The sequence below is a fragment of the Bacillus sp. ES1-5 genome, assembly GCF_022487605.1.
In the GTDB taxonomy this organism is placed as follows: domain Bacteria; phylum Bacillota; class Bacilli; order Bacillales; family Bacillaceae_G; genus Bacillus_A; species Bacillus_A wiedmannii.
Map to the genome: position 1 here is coordinate 139103 of NZ_JAKVPU010000002.1, position 14181 is coordinate 153283.

The window sequence follows — 14181 nt, forward strand, 5'->3', positions numbered from 1 at the left end:
CTATGGACATAGAGGTCAAAAATGAGAAGAAGAAACCTCAGTTAAAGGACCACGAGCTAAAAGCGTTAATTAAACAAAGTCAAGATGGAGATCAGCAAGCGAGAGATACAATCGTTCAAAGCAATATGCGTCTCGTATGGTCGGTTGTGCAGCGTTTTCTTAATCGAGGATACGAACCAGACGATTTATTTCAAATTGGATGTATTGGGCTCTTGAAATCGGTAGATAAATTTGATTTATCTTTCGACGTGAAATTTTCAACATATGCAGTTCCAATGATTATTGGAGAAATACAACGATTTTTACGTGATGATGGATCAGTGAAAGTAAGTAGATCTTTAAAAGAAACAGGAAATAAAATTCGAAAGATGAGAGACGAGCTTTCGAAAGAATTCGGAAGGGCCCCAACGATTAATGAAGTAGCAGAAGCGTTAGAACTAACGCCAGAGGAAGTGGTTCTGGCGCAAGAAGCGAGTCGAGCTCCTTCATCTATACATGAAACGGTGTATGAAAACGACGGGGACCCAATTACTATTTTAGATCAAATTGCAGATCAATCTGAAACGAAATGGTTTGATAAAATTGCTTTAAAAGAAGCAATTAGAGAATTAGATGAGCGAGAACGTTTAATTGTGTATTTACGCTACTATAAAGACCAAACGCAATCGGAAGTAGCGGAGCGAATAGGTATTTCGCAAGTACAAGTTTCAAGACTCGAAAAGAAAATATTAAAACAGATGAAAGATCGAATAGATGAATAACTATCTATTCGATCTTTTTTTATGGCTTTAAATAGGAGTAGATTGTAAACTTTCGCAAAAGTTTACAGAATTTATTGATAATTTAGTGAATTTAAAATATAATCCGAGTATGAACTTGTCACAAAGGGGGAAGGAAATATGGAAACGAGGCAACAATGGGGAACGAGGGCTGGATTTATTTTCGCAGCGGTCGGCTCTGCCGTTGGATTAGGAAACATATGGCGTTTTCCTTATACAGCGTATGAAAATGGAGGAGGCGCATTCTTCTTACCGTACTTATTCGCATTATTAACGACTGGTATTTCATTATTGGCGTTTGAATTTGCTCTTGGGCATCGTCACCGTGGTTCAGCGCCACTTACGTTCTTCCGTATTCATCCGCGTGCTGAATTCATTGGATGGTGGCAAATGTGTGTAACGTTTATCGTTTCAACATATTATGCAGTAATTATTGCTTGGTCTATTTCATATACGTACTTTGCAATTACTGGAGCATGGGGGAAAGACACGCAATCATTTTTATTTAAAGAGTACTTACATGTTGCAGATAAGCCAGGGCAGTTTGGGGGGCTTGTGCCGGAAGTATTAATTCCATTAGCTCTCGTTTGGATTATTGTGCTTGGTGTTGCATTCAAAGGAGTTAAAAAAGGAATTGAAGTAGTTAACCGTATTTTCATCCCTTTACTAGTTGTTATGTTCCTTATTATCGTCGTTCGTGCAGTGACGATGGAAGGTGCGATGCAAGGATTAGATGCATTCTTCAAACCAGATTGGAGTCGTATTTTTGATGGAAAGGTATGGCTTGCTGCTTATGGTCAAATTTTCTTTAGCTTATCTTTAGCATTTGGAATTATGATTACGTATTCTAGTTATTTACCGAAAAACTCCGATACAACAAATAATGCCTTTATTACCGGTTTTGCAAATTCAGGCTTTGAATTATTAGCAGGGATTGGGGTCTTTGCAGCTCTTGGATTTATGGCAAACAATATGGGAGTGCCGGTTGATAAAGTAGCAAGTGCTGGTGTAGGACTTGCATTCGTAGTATTCCCGCAAATTATTAATGAATTACCGATGTCACCGCTATTTGGCGTATTATTTTTCTTATCATTAACGGTTGCCGGAATTACATCTCTCATTTCGCTTGCGGAAGTATGTTTTGCTGCCGTATCTGAAAAGTTCAGCTTAAGCCGCCAAAAAACAATTGGAATTATGGGGACGCTTCTCGTACTAGTTTCTCTTGTTTTTGCAACACGTGGCGGGCTTATGTTCCTAGATGTTGTTGATTATTTCGCTAATAACTTCGGATTAATTTCAATTGCATTAGCGGAAGTAGTTACGATAGGGCTCATTCTACGCCGTTTACCAGTTTATCAAAATCACGCAAACTTCGTATCTGATATTAAGTTAGGGACGTTTTGGAGAGTGAGTTTACTCGTTATTACCCCGCTTATGTTAGGGTACATGTTAATTGATGGTACAATCCAAAATATTAAAAAGAACTACGGAGATTATCCAACGGAGTTTGTCGTAACATATGGTTGGTCAATTGCAGCAGCATTCCTTATCGTTGCACTAATCATTAGTCTAAAGAAATGGAATGCACAAATACATTCAGATTCTGCTAAGCTTGAAAAAGAATGGAAAGATCGGGGTGTTTCATAATGAGCGGATCAGCGATTATGATGATGGTTATTGGTATAGTAGTCATTTGGGGAGGACTTGCATTAAGTATTGCAAATTTATTTAAGAAAAAGGCATAAACTAAAAAACATCTGTACCGAAACGGTACAGATGTTTTTTTATGAAAAAATTGTATTAGAAAAAAATTCAATAACCATACTACAACTACGAGGAAGAGTGAAGAGGTGAATGGAAATTGGAACAAACAATTTATATTAAAATGCGTAATCGATTAAAAGTTTCTCCTACGTATGAAGTGAAACTGAGTGATGTCGCTCAACTTGCTGGAGATGCTATGGTAGTTGAATCATTACAGAATGAGGTAGTTTACAAAATAACAGCGCATGATAAGACGCATGTTGTAATTGATGTTATGAAAATTATTGAGATTATTCAACAAAAAGCGGCTCATATACAAATTAATTTACTCGGTTCTGGACAAACTCTTGTTGAAATTATATATGAAAAAAAGAAAGTACATCCGATTTTCTTCGGACTTGTATGGTTGTTACTTTTTATTGGAGCGGCTCTTGCGATTATTTATTTCCATGAAGATGTGAGCATGCAACAAGTGCACCAGCGGTTATATTACATGATTACGGGAGAATTTAAGGCACAACCACTTCTATTTCAAATTCCTTATTCAGTAGGTCTTGGGTTAGGTATGGTCTTATTTTTTAATCATGTATTTCAAAAGCGAATTAATGAAGAGCCGAGTCCGTTAGAAGTGGAGATGTTCCAATACCAACAGTCACTTGACCAATATGTAATTGTTCATGAAAACAAGGACAATATGAAACAACTTGCCGATGATTGAGTCTGGGCTTGTTATTTTAATTGGTTTAGCGGGAGGGATTGCAGTAGGTAGCGGATATGTCGCATTTTTAGCTGTACTTGGTATAATCCCCCGTCTAGCTCAATTAACGAGAAGTGGAAAGCACATTCAATATTTTGAGTGGGCAGTTATTGCAGGTACGTTAACAGGAGCTTGGTGTAGTTTGAAAAACATTACATTTCAAACGTCGCAATATTGGCTTGTTATATTAGGAATATTTTGTGGCACATTCATTGGAATGCTTGCAGCCGCATTAACAGAAGTGTTAAATGTTTTACCTATTTTAGCGAAACGAGTAGGGGTAGAAGGGAAAATCGTTGTTTTACTCGTTGCTCTTGTACTTGGCAAAGTAATAGGCTCATTGTTTCACTGGATTTATTTCGTAAAGTAGGAGGCGATATATAAATGACAGGGCGAAAACTAAAGGATGATTACATAAATAAAGTGAAGGAGTACCATCCAAAACCAAACTATTTCCTAAATTGTGTTAAGGCATTTCTTGTAGGTGGATTCATTTGTACTGTCGGAGAAGTATTGATGAAATTTTATATACATTATTTTCATTTCAGTGAACAAGAGGCAGGAAATCCGACAGTTGCAACGCTTGTATTATTATCGGTGATTTTAACAGGTTGTGGTGTATACGATAAAATCGGTCAATTTGCTGGAGCGGGATCGGCCGTACCTGTTACGGGATTTGCAAATTCTATGGCGAGCGCTGCGCTAGAACATAAGAGTGAAGGAATTGTGCTTGGGGTTGCTACAAATATGTTTAAGCTAGCGGGAAGTGTTATCGTTTTTGGGGTCGTTGGTGCATACGTTATTGGATTAATAAGATATACTTTTAACATTTTTATGTCTTAAAGGAGGGCTAGTATGAGGTTGACCGGAAAACAATCGTGGGTATTTCAAAATGATATTTATGTGAATGCAACCGGTACTGCTGTTGGTCCAAAAGAAGCTGAAGGCCCTCTTGGGAAGGATTTTGATATTTCATACGATGATTTACATTGCGGAGAGGAAAACTGGGAACTTGCTGAACGAAGATTAATGTCAGATTCAATTCAACAAGTCTTGCAAAAAGGAAATGTAAAGACATCACAAATTGATTTCTTTTTAGCGGGTGATTTATTAAATCAAACAGTGACAGCAAATTATGTTGCGCGTAAGTGGGGGATTCCCTTTTTAGGGATGTTTAGCGCTTGTGCAACCTCGATGGAGACTTTAGCGGTTGGATCAGCCTTTATAGATGGTGGATTCGCAAATCGTGTTTTAGCGACGGTAAGTAGTCATAATGCAACGGCTGAAAGACAGTTCCGTTATCCAACAGAGTATGGGGGACAAAAACCAGGAACAGCAAATTCCACTGTTACAGGTGCGGGATCCATATTAATTAGTAAAGAAAAAAGTACCATTAAAATTACGGCAGCTACGATTGGAAAAGTGCAAGATTTAGGGATTGCGAATCCTTTAGATATGGGGTCGGCGATGGCACCTGCTGCTGCTCATACAATTCAACAACATTTTGAAGATTTGAAGAGGAGTGCAGCAGATTATGATTTGATTGTTACCGGTGATTTATCAGCTATTGGGACACCAATCGCAAAACAACTGTTACTGGAAGAAGGTTATGATCTTGGGCATATATATAATGATTGCGGATTAATGATTTATGATTCCGGTCAAGAAGAAGTATTTGCCGGTGGTAGTGGTTGTGCTTGTTCAGCTGTTGTCACATATGGTCATTTATTAAGTGAGATGCAAAAAGGGAAGTTACAACGAATTTTTGTCGTTGCTACTGGCGCGTTATTAAGTCCGATGATGATGCAGCAGAAAGAAACCATTCCAACAATTGCACATGGTGTCGTATTTGAGAGAGTGAAGGGAGAGTGAATTGTGGATTTTATATATGCATTTCTTGTAGGAGGCGCCATTTGTGTAATTGGACAGGTATTGTTAGATTTCGCAAAGTTAACACCAGCCCATTTAATGGCTACCTTTGTAGTTATAGGAGCAGTTTTAGATGGATTCGGATTGTACGATAAGCTTATAAAGTTTGCTGGTGCTGGTGCGACAGTTCCTATTACAAGTTTTGGACATTCACTATTACATGGGGCAATGCACGCGGCAGAAAAACACGGATATATTGGGATTGGTATGGGTATGTTTAGTTTAACGTCTGCAGGCATTTCTGCAGCGATATTATTTTCATTTTTTGTAGCACTTATATGTAAACCGAAAGGATAAATCAAATGAGACGAAGGGTTGTTTTGGTCACAGATGGAGATGAATATGCAAAGCGGACAATTGAGCTTTTAACGAAGGAATTTGGGGGAAGGTGTATTTCAGCATCACAAAGTAATCCAACCAAATTGACAGGGAAGAAAGTTGTTGAGCTTATTATGCAAACGCCATATGACCCTGTATTTGTCATGTTTGATGACAGTGGATTTATTGGAGAAGGATCTGGTGAAAAGGCTTTAAAATATGTAGCCACACATAAACAAATTGATGTACTGGGGATTTTGGCAGTAGCGTCTAATACACATCATTGGGAATGGGCACGTGTAGATGTCAGTGTAGATCGGAACGGGGATTTAACCGAATACGGTGTTGATAAATTTGGACTTCCAGATGGTGAAATTGGCAGAATTAGCGGAGATACAATTTATTGTTTAGATGATCTGAATGTTCCTGTCATTGTGGGAGTTGGTGATATTGGTAAGATGTGTGGAAACGATGAATGGGAGAGAGGATCACCTATTACTAGAAAAGCGATTCAATTAATTTTGGAAAGGAGTGGTTTTTATGACGAAACCTAAAAAAGTGGAAATCCCTATTTCATCTTTCATAAGTGATAATGAAAATTACTTAAAGCAAACAGCTGGACTAGGTGTTACATATGACGTTGGCATTCGTAAATTTCAAATTTTAAATAAAGAAATTAGTGTGTTATTTGTAAACGGACTTTGTGATACAAATTATATTATCCCTATTTTAGAAGAAGCGGTGGATACAAATGAGATAAGGGATGTAGAAGAAGATACAGTGAAGCTTTTAGAGAATCGATTAATCCATCAACAAGTAAGTAAAGTGAAAACGATGGATGAGGTAATGCTTCAAGTATTATCAGGACTCATCGTTATATTTGTGGAAGGTGAAACGGAAGCGTTCGCAATAGATGTTCGTAGTTATCCGGGCCGGACGCCGACAGAACCAGATACAGAAAAGGTAGTACGTGGTGCAAGGGATGGATTTGTTGAAAATATCGTTGTAAATACAGCGTTAATTCGTAGAAGGATACGTGACCCACGTCTTCGAAATGAAATGATTCGAGTAGGAGATAGATCACAAACGGATGTTTGTATCACATATGTACAAGATGTTGCAAATCCGGATTTAGTTAAGATTATAAAACAAGAATTAAATAACATTGAAGTAGACGGGATTACGATGGCGGATAAAACGATAGAGGAATTTGTAGTTAAACAAGGCTATAATCCCTTCCCGCTTATTCGATACACAGAAAGACCAGATGTAGCAGCAAATCATCTACTAGAAGGACATGTGTTAGTACTCGTTGACACATCACCAAGTGCTATGATTACACCGACAACATATTTTCATCATTTACAGCATGCAGAAGAGTTTAGGCAAAATCCAGCTGTAGGTACATTTTTACGTTGGGTACGTTTTTTAGGTGTTATATTTTCACTGTTCTTATTGCCATTTTGGTTAGTGTTTGTTTTTGATCCAACTCTTTTACCGGAAAGTCTTGCTTTCATTGGACCGAACAAGATGACACATTTACCAATCTTATTACAAATTTTGATGGCCGAAATCGGACTCGAATTTTTAAGGATGGCTGCCATTCATACACCGACATCATTGTCGTCTGCAGCAGGATTAATTTCTGCCATATTAATTGGTCAAATTGCCATTGATGTAGGTTTGTTTGTACCAGAAGTAATTTTATACGTAGCAGTTTCTATGATTGGAGCATATGCAACACCGAGTTATGAACTAGGGCTTGGGAATAAAGTCGGAAAGCTATTTGTTATTATTTTGACAGGTATATTTCATGAAATGGGATTTGTCGTTGGAATGACGATACTGATTTTATTTTTAACGTCTATAAAAAGTTTACAAACACCGTATTTATGGCCGTTTTTACCATTTGATTGGGGAGCGTTAACAAAAATTCTACTCCGTCCAACGATGTCTAGTTTAAAAGTGCGCCCAAGTATTGTAAAACCTCAAAATGTAAGAAGGCAAAAATAAGCAGGATTAATCTCCTGCTTATTTTTTATCGAAAATTTATTGTTTTTTAACAAAAATCAAACATTTTTTGTGTACACTTAGAGTAGATATTGTGTATGGAAGGGGAAGAGGACATGATTAAATTATTTGTAAGTGATTTAGATGATACGCTCGTTTACGATGTGAATCATATGCAAAAAGAAGATGAACGTGCACTTTGTTGGTTAGCTGAAAAAGGGACAAATATTTGTTTTGCCTCTGGCCGCTTTACTCATCGAATTAATGAAGTCGTAAATAGGTTTGCATTCCCGTATTACACAACTAGTTTAAATGGAGCAACGATGTTACTGCCGGATGGAAAAATATTTCATGAATCAAGTTTTGAAGATGGGATTGCCCAGGAAATATATCGATATATCCATAAAAAGGGACTAGCAGATATTGTTTGTGCAAATGAGCAACGGTATACAAAAAGAAAGAATGAACATCATCATACTTTTGAAACGTATATGGGCGTACATATTGCTGAGATAGAAGCATTAGAAGAGGAATTTGGTAAGACTGTACATCCTGCGAAATTGTTTGTTTTTGGGGAAGAAGAGACAATTGCAGCATTAGATCAAGAGTTACGAGATACATTTCAGAGCGAAGCGGAAGTTTTTATGTCTGGTAAACGCTATGTTGACATTATGCCAAGGGGAGTAAGTAAAGGGAGTGCTTTAAGGCGACTAATGGAACATTTACAAATTGAAGCAAATGAAGTTGCATGCATTGGAGATTCTTTCAATGATATTTCTATGTTTGAAGTAACTCCGCATTCATTTACTCTACATCATGCTCATCCATATGTGAAGGAGAAGGCAAATCATATTGTTCGTTCGGTCGAAGAAGCTGTTATGAAATTGCCATTACTTGTATAAAAAAAGAAGCTCGTCACTGACGAGCTTCTTTTTACTTGAATAACGATTTAACAAAATCAATGATACTTGAGAAGAAATCTTTAACTTTATCTAGGAAACCTTGCCCTTCTTCAGATCCTAAAAAGGCAGAAACGTGTTCTTTTGCTTTATTTAACTGACTGCCAACTTGATTCCAATCAATATTAAGATTTTTCATTTTATCAAATAGCGCAACTAAGTTATCTAACTGTTCATCCGTTAATGTAATACCAAGTTGATCCGCAATTTTTTGAATTAATGAACGTAAATCTTCAGTCGTTTTTGGCTGTTCTTTGGCAATTTCTTCTTTAATTTTTGCAACAAGTTGAACTGCTTTTTCTTCACCAATTTTATCGCCGAGCTGGGCTGTTTGCACCATTTCTTCATTGGCTACTTTTTTTACTTCCTCAGGAATTGCTTTGTTCGATGTTGTTTCATAGGCTTTCATTAAACCGGTTAAAGCAGCAGTTCCTGAAACTTTAAATGGTGCAGTAATTTGAATCTCTGCATCTTTCACACCTGCTGTAATAAGTGCGTTTGTGTACATTGCATCTGTTATCGAATTAATGTTTTTTGAACGTACAATGAGACCAGACCCTGGCTTTGTGTATGTAATCATAGAAGAGGAAATTGCTCTCGTACCAATTTGCGCTTTTGGAACAATCCCTTCTAGAAATTTATGTTCTTCCGCATTAGACACAGTAATGATTGTAGCATCTTTAGGTGCTTTCATTTCTTTTAACAGATCTTGTTTTTGTTGTTCAGACAAGTTTTCTCCTAGTGTAACAATTGATTCTCCTTCGATGATGTCTGCAAACGAAGCTGTTGGCATCATAAATACCGTTACAGCTAATAGCAGAGCTAGTAATTTCGTTTTCACGAAAAATCGCTCCCTTTCTCTTTCTAAAATTTTCGGGCAACACAGTTATTATAGTATATATTTTTTATTTGTCACCTAGCTTTTTCCACATTTCAAAAAAGAAGTATGTAGATTGTCGGATTCTTTTTGTTTCTAGTCATGAATGTGGTAATATAGTGCTGAGATAGTTGAAAGGAGACATATACGTATGAAAACTTTAGGATACATATTAATGGAAAATGGTGAAAAAATTGATTTGGAATTTTTCCCAGAAGAGGCACCAAAAACAGTAGAAAACTTTAAAAAACTAGCAGAGCAAGGATTTTATGATGGTGTGACATTCCACCGCGTTATTCCTGGCTTCGTAAGCCAAGGTGGAGACCCAACAGGAACAGGTGCAGGTGGCCCAGGCTACTCTATCCCATGTGAAACTGATGGAAATCCTCATAGACACCTTGTAGGTTCACTTTCTATGGCTCATGCTGGCCGTAACACAGGCGGTAGCCAATTCTTTGTTGTTCATGAGCCACAACCGCATTTAGATGGTGTACATACTGTATTCGGTAAAGCAACAAGCGGTATTGAAGCAGTATTAAACATGCGTCAAGGCGATGTAATGAAAGAAGTTAAAGTTTGGGAAGAATAAGTTAATGGGAAAAGAGAGCTATTGCTCTCTTTTTTGTTTTTAGTAGGAATGGGTATTTCGGTTACAGTACATGATACAAGTAGTAATGTTTTTGTAGTGAAAATATGTCGCTTATGAGAACAAAATTTTAACAAATTACATAGAATACATTAGATTACATGTTTCAATAAATATTTTTTATTACATTAATTTTGCTAGAATTCATTTGCTCTCGGGTGATGAATATTGCAGTGATAATGAGCGATGGACGTTTCTTTTCGCTTTCATATAACAACGTTTCTCCTTCTATCTACTTAGAAAAAATAGTACTGAAACATATATTTGACTTTCTTCTTTTCGCTTTGTATGATTATCAAGTTGTTTTAAGCCCTTCTCACTCTGTTGAAAATATTGTAAAATGAATGTGATATGAAAAGAGTGGTTGAGGGGATTAATAGTTTGTAACTTTTGTAAGAAGGGATAAGGGTTATGTTAATTCGTTTTAAAAAAAGTTATGAAAAGATTGCAATGGGGCTTCTTTCATTTATGCCAACCGAAAAAGATGTGAAAACATTACAATTGACTATGAAAGATTATGAAGCAAAAGATGATTGGCAATTGTATTTGTGGAAACAAAACGAAGATTTTGTTGGGATAATGGGGATTGTAAAAAAAGAGAATCAAGTGTTGGAAATTCAGCATTTGAGTGTGAACCCGTCTCACCGTCATATGGGTATTGGGACGAAGATGGTTCAAGAGTTAAAGAGTAAATTTCTTGAGTTTACAATTTGCGGAAATGAGCAAACAGCAAGTTTTTGCAAAAAGTGTAAAGGGCTAGAACAAAATATACATTCGTGAAAGCAGAGATAAGTAGTTTATTATCTCTGCTTTCTTTTTTGTAATTGTTCGTTTCGTTCAGCGATGACCTCTGTTCGATCACGTAATGTGTGCTTATGTATTATATATTCATTAGAAGTAGCATTCACGTCTTTCCAAGTAAGGTTTTGTTTCTGACATAATTCCATGCAGTACTTTTCTAATGCTGTATCTGATAATGGTAAAAATAACGGTGTAAAACTCTCTTCTTTCTGTATAGATTGCAATCTAGCCTGGAGTAAGCATAGAAGTTGTGTCTGATTTATTCCTAAACGTAGTAAAGATGCACTGTTTTTTTCTAAAATCTTTATGGCGCTTTTCATCATTTTCTCTGCGCCATTCCAGTTAGAGCGTCTTTGATGGTATAAAGAAACTGCAATTTGAATAAGACCGACTAAATAATTATCACGATTTTCTCTCGGTTTTATTTTCCAATATTCTTCCAGTATTTCGTGGCATTCAAAATAATCATAATCTCCGTGAAAATGAATTAAAAATTGGATGTATTCGGTAGGATACATTTTCTTCACCCCTGTTTAACGGTTATAAATACAAGTGTATCATAGAAATATAAACAATAAACGACTAGGGAATTTTCCCTAGCCGTTATTGTTCATATTAGCAGAAGCAAGCTGCCCCTACAATAATTAGTAAAATAAACAATACAACAAGTAATGCGAACCCACCGCTAAAACCGCAATCAACGTGACCCATAGTTTTTTGACCTCCTACATTGTTCTTACTACACTGTTATCATATGAAGCGGTGGGCATGATGACATAGGCATAGGTCTATTTTTAATTAAATTTCTTAAAAAGGTTGGATAGAACATGAGTATGCTCTATACTTATGTTGTTATAGAAAAAATGTGGTGGGATGCTTTGTGCAGTATAATTTTAAAGTAGAGGCTTTTGAAGGGCCTTTAGATTTATTGTTACATTTAATACATCGTTATGAAATTGACATTTATAATATTCCTGTAGCGGAAATTACAGAGCAATATTTATCTTATGTTCATACGATGAAAGAACTACAATTAGATGTTGCAAGTGAGTATTTAGTAATGGCTGCGACTTTATTACAAATTAAAAGTAAAATGTTGTTGCCGAAACATGAAGAAGATGTACTTGATAACGGTGATGACTTTATAGATGATCCTCGTCAAGAATTGATGGAGAGGTTAATTGAATATAAGAAATATAAGCAAGTTGCTACTGAGCTAAAAGAAAGAGAACAAGAAAGAGCACAGCTATATACACGTCCGCCAATTGATTTTACATCGTTACAACAAGAAGAGGAGACAAACTTGCCTCTTGATGTTACGTTATATGATATGCTAGCGGCATTTCAAAAATTAATGCGCCGTAAAAAAGCAAAGAAACCTGTAACAACACGTATTACTCGTCAAGAAATACCAATTGAAAAGCGCATGATTGATATTTTAAAACAGTTAGAAATACAAGGTGGTCGTCAAAGTTTTTATGATTTATTTGTTGATGATGAACGGGAAATAATGGTTGTAACATTTTTAGCGGTTCTTGAGCTTATGAAAAATCAACAAATCATAATTGAACAAGAACATAATTTTGATGAAATTTTCGTATCAAGCTCTACTAAATCTGCATAGGTTTAGTATGGAAAATGGGATGGAAATAATATATCTCATGCTAGGTTTGAATGTATCGTTTGGAACAAGAGAAAAAATATTGAACCGAACGCATTGATTGTGATTCGGTTTTTTGATGTGTATTTTTATGGAGAAAATTGGAGGAAGGAGCTCGTAAAATGGATAGAAAAGAACAGAAATCAATCATTGAAGGGCTTTTATTTGTTTCTGGTGATGAAGGGATTTATCCAGAACAAATAGCGAAAGTGCTTGAAATTGAAGGAAATGAAGTAATCGATATTTTAGAAGAAATGCAAAAAGAATGTGAAGGTGCACACCGCGGTTTGCAAATTGTACAGTATGCAAAAGTATATCGTTTTGCTACAAAGAAAGAACATGCTTCGTACTATCAAAAATTAATAGATATCCCAACAGCTGCTTCACTTTCTCAGGCTGCTTTAGAAACGTTAGCGATTGTGGCATATCGTCAACCTATTACAAGGACTGAAATGGAAGAGATTAGAGGGGTGAAAACCGATAAGGCGTTACAAACGTTAGTTTCACACTTACTTATAAAAGAAATGGGAAGAGCAGAAGGGCCAGGGCGTCCTATTTTATATGGAACAACGAAAGAATTTTTGGATACATTTGGATTGAAAACATTAGATGATTTACCGGCACTTTCTGAAGAGAATGAACAAATGAATGAAGCAGATTTATTCTTTGGTTCTTTACAGGAGATATCGAAATAAAAGCTTAGCATTTTGCTAAGCTTTTTTTGTATATCAATTATATACCGTGCCATACTAATTGAAAAAAGGAGACGAGTTATGAGAAGTATGCGAAGTATTTTATTGTTAGTTTCTGTTTTGTTATGCTTTTCTTTAAATAGTGCATCGGCCAAAAGATATATGATGTCTATTCATACCACGTCTCCTTTACATATGCAGCGGCAACATTTTGGTAAAATGAAAGTGAGTTTTTTAAAAGTTGGGCAAGGTGATGCGACACTTATTACATTGCCAAATGGACAAACGATGTTAATTGATGGGGGACCTTATGAAGCAGGTGAGGTTATCATTCAAAAACTAATCGAAAAAGGGATTAACCATTTAGATGCTATCGTCAGTACGCATCCTGATATGGATCACATTGGAGGACTCATTCCGATTGTAGAGCAAATGCCGGTATCACTTATATTAGATAGTGGAAAAACATATAGTTCTTTTACGTATCACACATACCGGAATCATATTAAAAAAAGAGGAATTCCCTTTGTTTCAGTAAAAGAGGGACAATACATACCGCTAGATCCGCATGTTTCCATACAAGTATTAAACAATGGGAAATCAAAAGATGAAAATAATGAATCTTCAATTGTGTTAAAGGTACGATACGGAAAAGCGGATTTTTTACTAATGGGTGATGCTGATGTGCGGACGGAAACTGAAATATTAAAGCAATTTGATGTACATGCAGATGTGTTAAAGGTGGGACATCATGGCTCCTATACTTCAACAAGTGAAATGTTTATAAAGAAAGTAGAACCACAGTTTGCGATTCTTTCATATGGAAGCAGAAATCCGTATGGACATCCGCATCAAAGTGTAGTGAGACGTTTAAAACAGCATGGTATAATGATATATGGAACAAATAAACGTACAGTAGAAATGGAAACAGACGGCGAGCATATTACAATAGGCTCTAGTGGATTAATGCCATTACTTAAGTGAGTAAT

General features: G+C 36.3%; 20 protein-coding genes. 17 read left to right on the forward strand and 3 right to left on the reverse strand.

The annotated features are described in order from the left end of the window. The first annotated feature begins 2 nt into the window (after positions 1 to 2). The 11 genes from sigF to MKO96_RS10530 all read left to right on the forward strand — a co-directional run bounded on the left by sigF (position 3) and on the right by MKO96_RS10530 (position 8459). A complete protein-coding gene (sigF, locus tag MKO96_RS10480) occupies positions 3 to 761 on the forward strand; it encodes an RNA polymerase sporulation sigma factor SigF (protein WP_240587449.1) in 759 nt (252 codons plus the stop codon). A 138-nt stretch (positions 762 to 899) separates the two neighbouring features. Beyond that, entirely contained in the window at positions 900 to 2426 is a 1527-nt protein-coding gene (locus MKO96_RS10485; protein ID WP_240587450.1) for a sodium-dependent transporter, read from the forward strand. Further along, on the forward strand, positions 2426 to 2524 hold the full coding sequence (locus MKO96_RS10490) for a methionine/alanine import family NSS transporter small subunit (protein WP_000016826.1): 99 nt from the start codon (positions 2426 to 2428) through the stop codon (positions 2522 to 2524). The genes MKO96_RS10485 and MKO96_RS10490 overlap by 1 nt, the downstream gene beginning before the upstream one ends. Positions 2525 to 2640: 116 nt before the next feature. Next, entirely contained in the window at positions 2641 to 3261 is a 621-nt protein-coding gene (spoVAA, locus tag MKO96_RS10495) for a stage V sporulation protein SpoVAA (protein WP_276314153.1), read from the forward strand. Next, positions 3254 to 3670, forward strand: a complete 417-nt coding sequence (gene spoVAB / locus MKO96_RS10500; RefSeq protein ID WP_000572948.1) for a stage V sporulation protein SpoVAB — start codon at positions 3254 to 3256, stop codon at positions 3668 to 3670. The genes spoVAA and spoVAB overlap by 8 nt, the downstream gene beginning before the upstream one ends. A 14-nt stretch (positions 3671 to 3684) precedes the next feature. Continuing rightward, positions 3685 to 4143 (forward strand): stage V sporulation protein AC, encoded by a 459-nt coding sequence (gene spoVAC, locus MKO96_RS10505; protein ID WP_000147731.1) that lies wholly within the window; start codon positions 3685 to 3687, stop codon positions 4141 to 4143. A gap of 12 nt (positions 4144 to 4155) precedes the next feature. Then, positions 4156 to 5172: a stage V sporulation protein AD gene (gene spoVAD / locus MKO96_RS10510; protein ID WP_240587451.1), complete on the forward strand. Its 1017-nt coding sequence runs from the start codon at positions 4156 to 4158 to the stop codon at positions 5170 to 5172. Positions 5173 to 5175: 3 nt separating this feature from the next. After that, positions 5176 to 5526, forward strand: a complete 351-nt coding sequence (gene spoVAE / locus MKO96_RS10515; RefSeq protein WP_000345909.1) for a stage V sporulation protein AE — start codon at positions 5176 to 5178, stop codon at positions 5524 to 5526. Between the two features lie 5 nt (positions 5527 to 5531). Further along, positions 5532 to 6101, forward strand: coding sequence for a stage V sporulation protein SpoVABEA (spoVAEA, locus tag MKO96_RS10520; protein WP_087981775.1), 570 nt, complete (start codon positions 5532 to 5534; stop codon positions 6099 to 6101). Next, positions 6088 to 7560 carry a spore germination protein SpoVAF gene (gene spoVAF / locus MKO96_RS10525; RefSeq protein WP_240587452.1) on the forward strand — a complete coding sequence of 491 codons (1473 nt, stop codon included), beginning with the start codon at positions 6088 to 6090 and terminating at the stop codon, positions 7558 to 7560. The genes spoVAEA and spoVAF overlap by 14 nt, the downstream gene beginning before the upstream one ends. Before the next feature lie 95 nt (positions 7561 to 7655). Beyond that, the gene (locus MKO96_RS10530) at positions 7656 to 8459 is read left to right on the forward strand and encodes a Cof-type HAD-IIB family hydrolase (RefSeq protein ID WP_240587453.1); all 804 of its coding nucleotides are present in this window, start codon (positions 7656 to 7658) and stop codon (positions 8457 to 8459) included. Between the two features lie 31 nt (positions 8460 to 8490). Here MKO96_RS10530 and MKO96_RS10535 read toward each other — a convergent pair whose 3' ends face one another. Beyond that, positions 8491 to 9357 carry a DUF1002 domain-containing protein gene (locus MKO96_RS10535; RefSeq protein ID WP_000850512.1) on the reverse strand — a complete coding sequence of 289 codons (867 nt, stop codon included), beginning with the start codon at positions 9355 to 9357 and terminating at the stop codon, positions 8491 to 8493. Between the two features lie 187 nt (positions 9358 to 9544). Here MKO96_RS10535 and MKO96_RS10540 point away from each other — a divergent pair, with 187 nt between their 5' ends. The 3 genes from MKO96_RS10540 to ribT all read left to right on the forward strand — a co-directional run bounded on the left by MKO96_RS10540 (position 9545) and on the right by ribT (position 10819). Beyond that, positions 9545 to 9982: a peptidylprolyl isomerase gene (locus MKO96_RS10540; RefSeq protein WP_098274592.1), complete on the forward strand. Its 438-nt coding sequence runs from the start codon at positions 9545 to 9547 to the stop codon at positions 9980 to 9982. A gap of 218 nt (positions 9983 to 10200) precedes the next feature. Continuing rightward, positions 10201 to 10383 (forward strand): hypothetical protein, encoded by a 183-nt coding sequence (locus MKO96_RS10545; RefSeq protein ID WP_240587454.1) that lies wholly within the window; start codon positions 10201 to 10203, stop codon positions 10381 to 10383. 67 nt (positions 10384 to 10450) lie between these two features. Continuing rightward, positions 10451 to 10819 (forward strand): GNAT family N-acetyltransferase RibT, encoded by a 369-nt coding sequence (gene ribT, locus MKO96_RS10550; RefSeq protein WP_000908397.1) that lies wholly within the window; start codon positions 10451 to 10453, stop codon positions 10817 to 10819. A gap of 20 nt (positions 10820 to 10839) precedes the next feature. On the opposite strand, the gene MKO96_RS10555 is transcribed toward ribT, so the two are convergent. Together MKO96_RS10555 and MKO96_RS10560 are read right to left on the reverse strand one after the other, a co-directional pair. Then, the gene (locus MKO96_RS10555) at positions 10840 to 11358 is read right to left on the reverse strand and encodes a DUF309 domain-containing protein (protein ID WP_087981771.1); all 519 of its coding nucleotides are present in this window, start codon (positions 11356 to 11358) and stop codon (positions 10840 to 10842) included. A gap of 97 nt (positions 11359 to 11455) precedes the next feature. Further along, positions 11456 to 11551, reverse strand: a complete 96-nt coding sequence (locus tag MKO96_RS10560) for a YjcZ family sporulation protein (RefSeq protein ID WP_000510194.1) — start codon at positions 11549 to 11551, stop codon at positions 11456 to 11458. 169 nt (positions 11552 to 11720) lie between these two features. Here MKO96_RS10560 and scpA point away from each other — a divergent pair, with 169 nt between their 5' ends. The 3 genes from scpA (at position 11721) to MKO96_RS10575 (ending at position 14176) form a co-directional block, all read left to right on the forward strand. Continuing rightward, positions 11721 to 12464 (forward strand): segregation/condensation protein A, encoded by a 744-nt coding sequence (scpA, locus tag MKO96_RS10565; RefSeq protein WP_001199757.1) that lies wholly within the window; start codon positions 11721 to 11723, stop codon positions 12462 to 12464. Between the two features lie 158 nt (positions 12465 to 12622). Continuing rightward, positions 12623 to 13195, forward strand: a complete 573-nt coding sequence (scpB, locus tag MKO96_RS10570; RefSeq protein ID WP_000375162.1) for a segregation/condensation protein ScpB — start codon at positions 12623 to 12625, stop codon at positions 13193 to 13195. A gap of 78 nt (positions 13196 to 13273) precedes the next feature. Then, positions 13274 to 14176, forward strand: a complete 903-nt coding sequence (locus tag MKO96_RS10575) for a ComEC/Rec2 family competence protein (RefSeq protein WP_240587455.1) — start codon at positions 13274 to 13276, stop codon at positions 14174 to 14176. The last annotated feature ends 5 nt before the right edge of the window (positions 14177 to 14181 follow it).

What these genes read in the sequence shown, in the direction of transcription:
- MKO96_RS10530 (WP_240587453.1), top strand. Translation starts at nt 7,656, where the DNA reads ATGGAAGGGGAAGAGGACATGATTAAATTATTTGTAAGTGATTTAGAT.
- MKO96_RS10575 (WP_240587455.1), top strand. Translation starts at nt 13,274, where the DNA reads ATGAGAAGTATGCGAAGTATTTTATTGTTAGTTTCTGTTTTGTTATGC.
- ribT (WP_000908397.1), top strand. Translation starts at nt 10,451, where the DNA reads ATGTTAATTCGTTTTAAAAAAAGTTATGAAAAGATTGCAATGGGGCTT.
- MKO96_RS10545 (WP_240587454.1), top strand. Translation starts at nt 10,201, where the DNA reads ATGAATATTGCAGTGATAATGAGCGATGGACGTTTCTTTTCGCTTTCA.
- spoVAC (WP_000147731.1), top strand. Translation starts at nt 3,685, where the DNA reads ATGACAGGGCGAAAACTAAAGGATGATTACATAAATAAAGTGAAGGAG.
- spoVAF (WP_240587452.1), top strand. Translation starts at nt 6,088, where the DNA reads ATGACGAAACCTAAAAAAGTGGAAATCCCTATTTCATCTTTCATAAGT.
- MKO96_RS10485 (WP_240587450.1), top strand. Translation starts at nt 900, where the DNA reads ATGGAAACGAGGCAACAATGGGGAACGAGGGCTGGATTTATTTTCGCA.
- spoVAD (WP_240587451.1), top strand. Translation starts at nt 4,156, where the DNA reads ATGAGGTTGACCGGAAAACAATCGTGGGTATTTCAAAATGATATTTAT.
- MKO96_RS10490 (WP_000016826.1), top strand. Translation starts at nt 2,426, where the DNA reads ATGAGCGGATCAGCGATTATGATGATGGTTATTGGTATAGTAGTCATT.
- MKO96_RS10555 (WP_087981771.1), bottom strand. Translation starts at nt 11,358, where the DNA reads ATGTATCCTACCGAATACATCCAATTTTTAATTCATTTTCACGGAGAT.
- spoVAEA (WP_087981775.1), top strand. Translation starts at nt 5,532, where the DNA reads ATGAGACGAAGGGTTGTTTTGGTCACAGATGGAGATGAATATGCAAAG.
- MKO96_RS10560 (WP_000510194.1), bottom strand. Translation starts at nt 11,551, where the DNA reads ATGGGTCACGTTGATTGCGGTTTTAGCGGTGGGTTCGCATTACTTGTT.
- MKO96_RS10540 (WP_098274592.1), top strand. Translation starts at nt 9,545, where the DNA reads ATGAAAACTTTAGGATACATATTAATGGAAAATGGTGAAAAAATTGAT.
- spoVAB (WP_000572948.1), top strand. Translation starts at nt 3,254, where the DNA reads ATGATTGAGTCTGGGCTTGTTATTTTAATTGGTTTAGCGGGAGGGATT.
- sigF (WP_240587449.1), top strand. Translation starts at nt 3, where the DNA reads ATGGACATAGAGGTCAAAAATGAGAAGAAGAAACCTCAGTTAAAGGAC.
- scpB (WP_000375162.1), top strand. Translation starts at nt 12,623, where the DNA reads ATGGATAGAAAAGAACAGAAATCAATCATTGAAGGGCTTTTATTTGTT.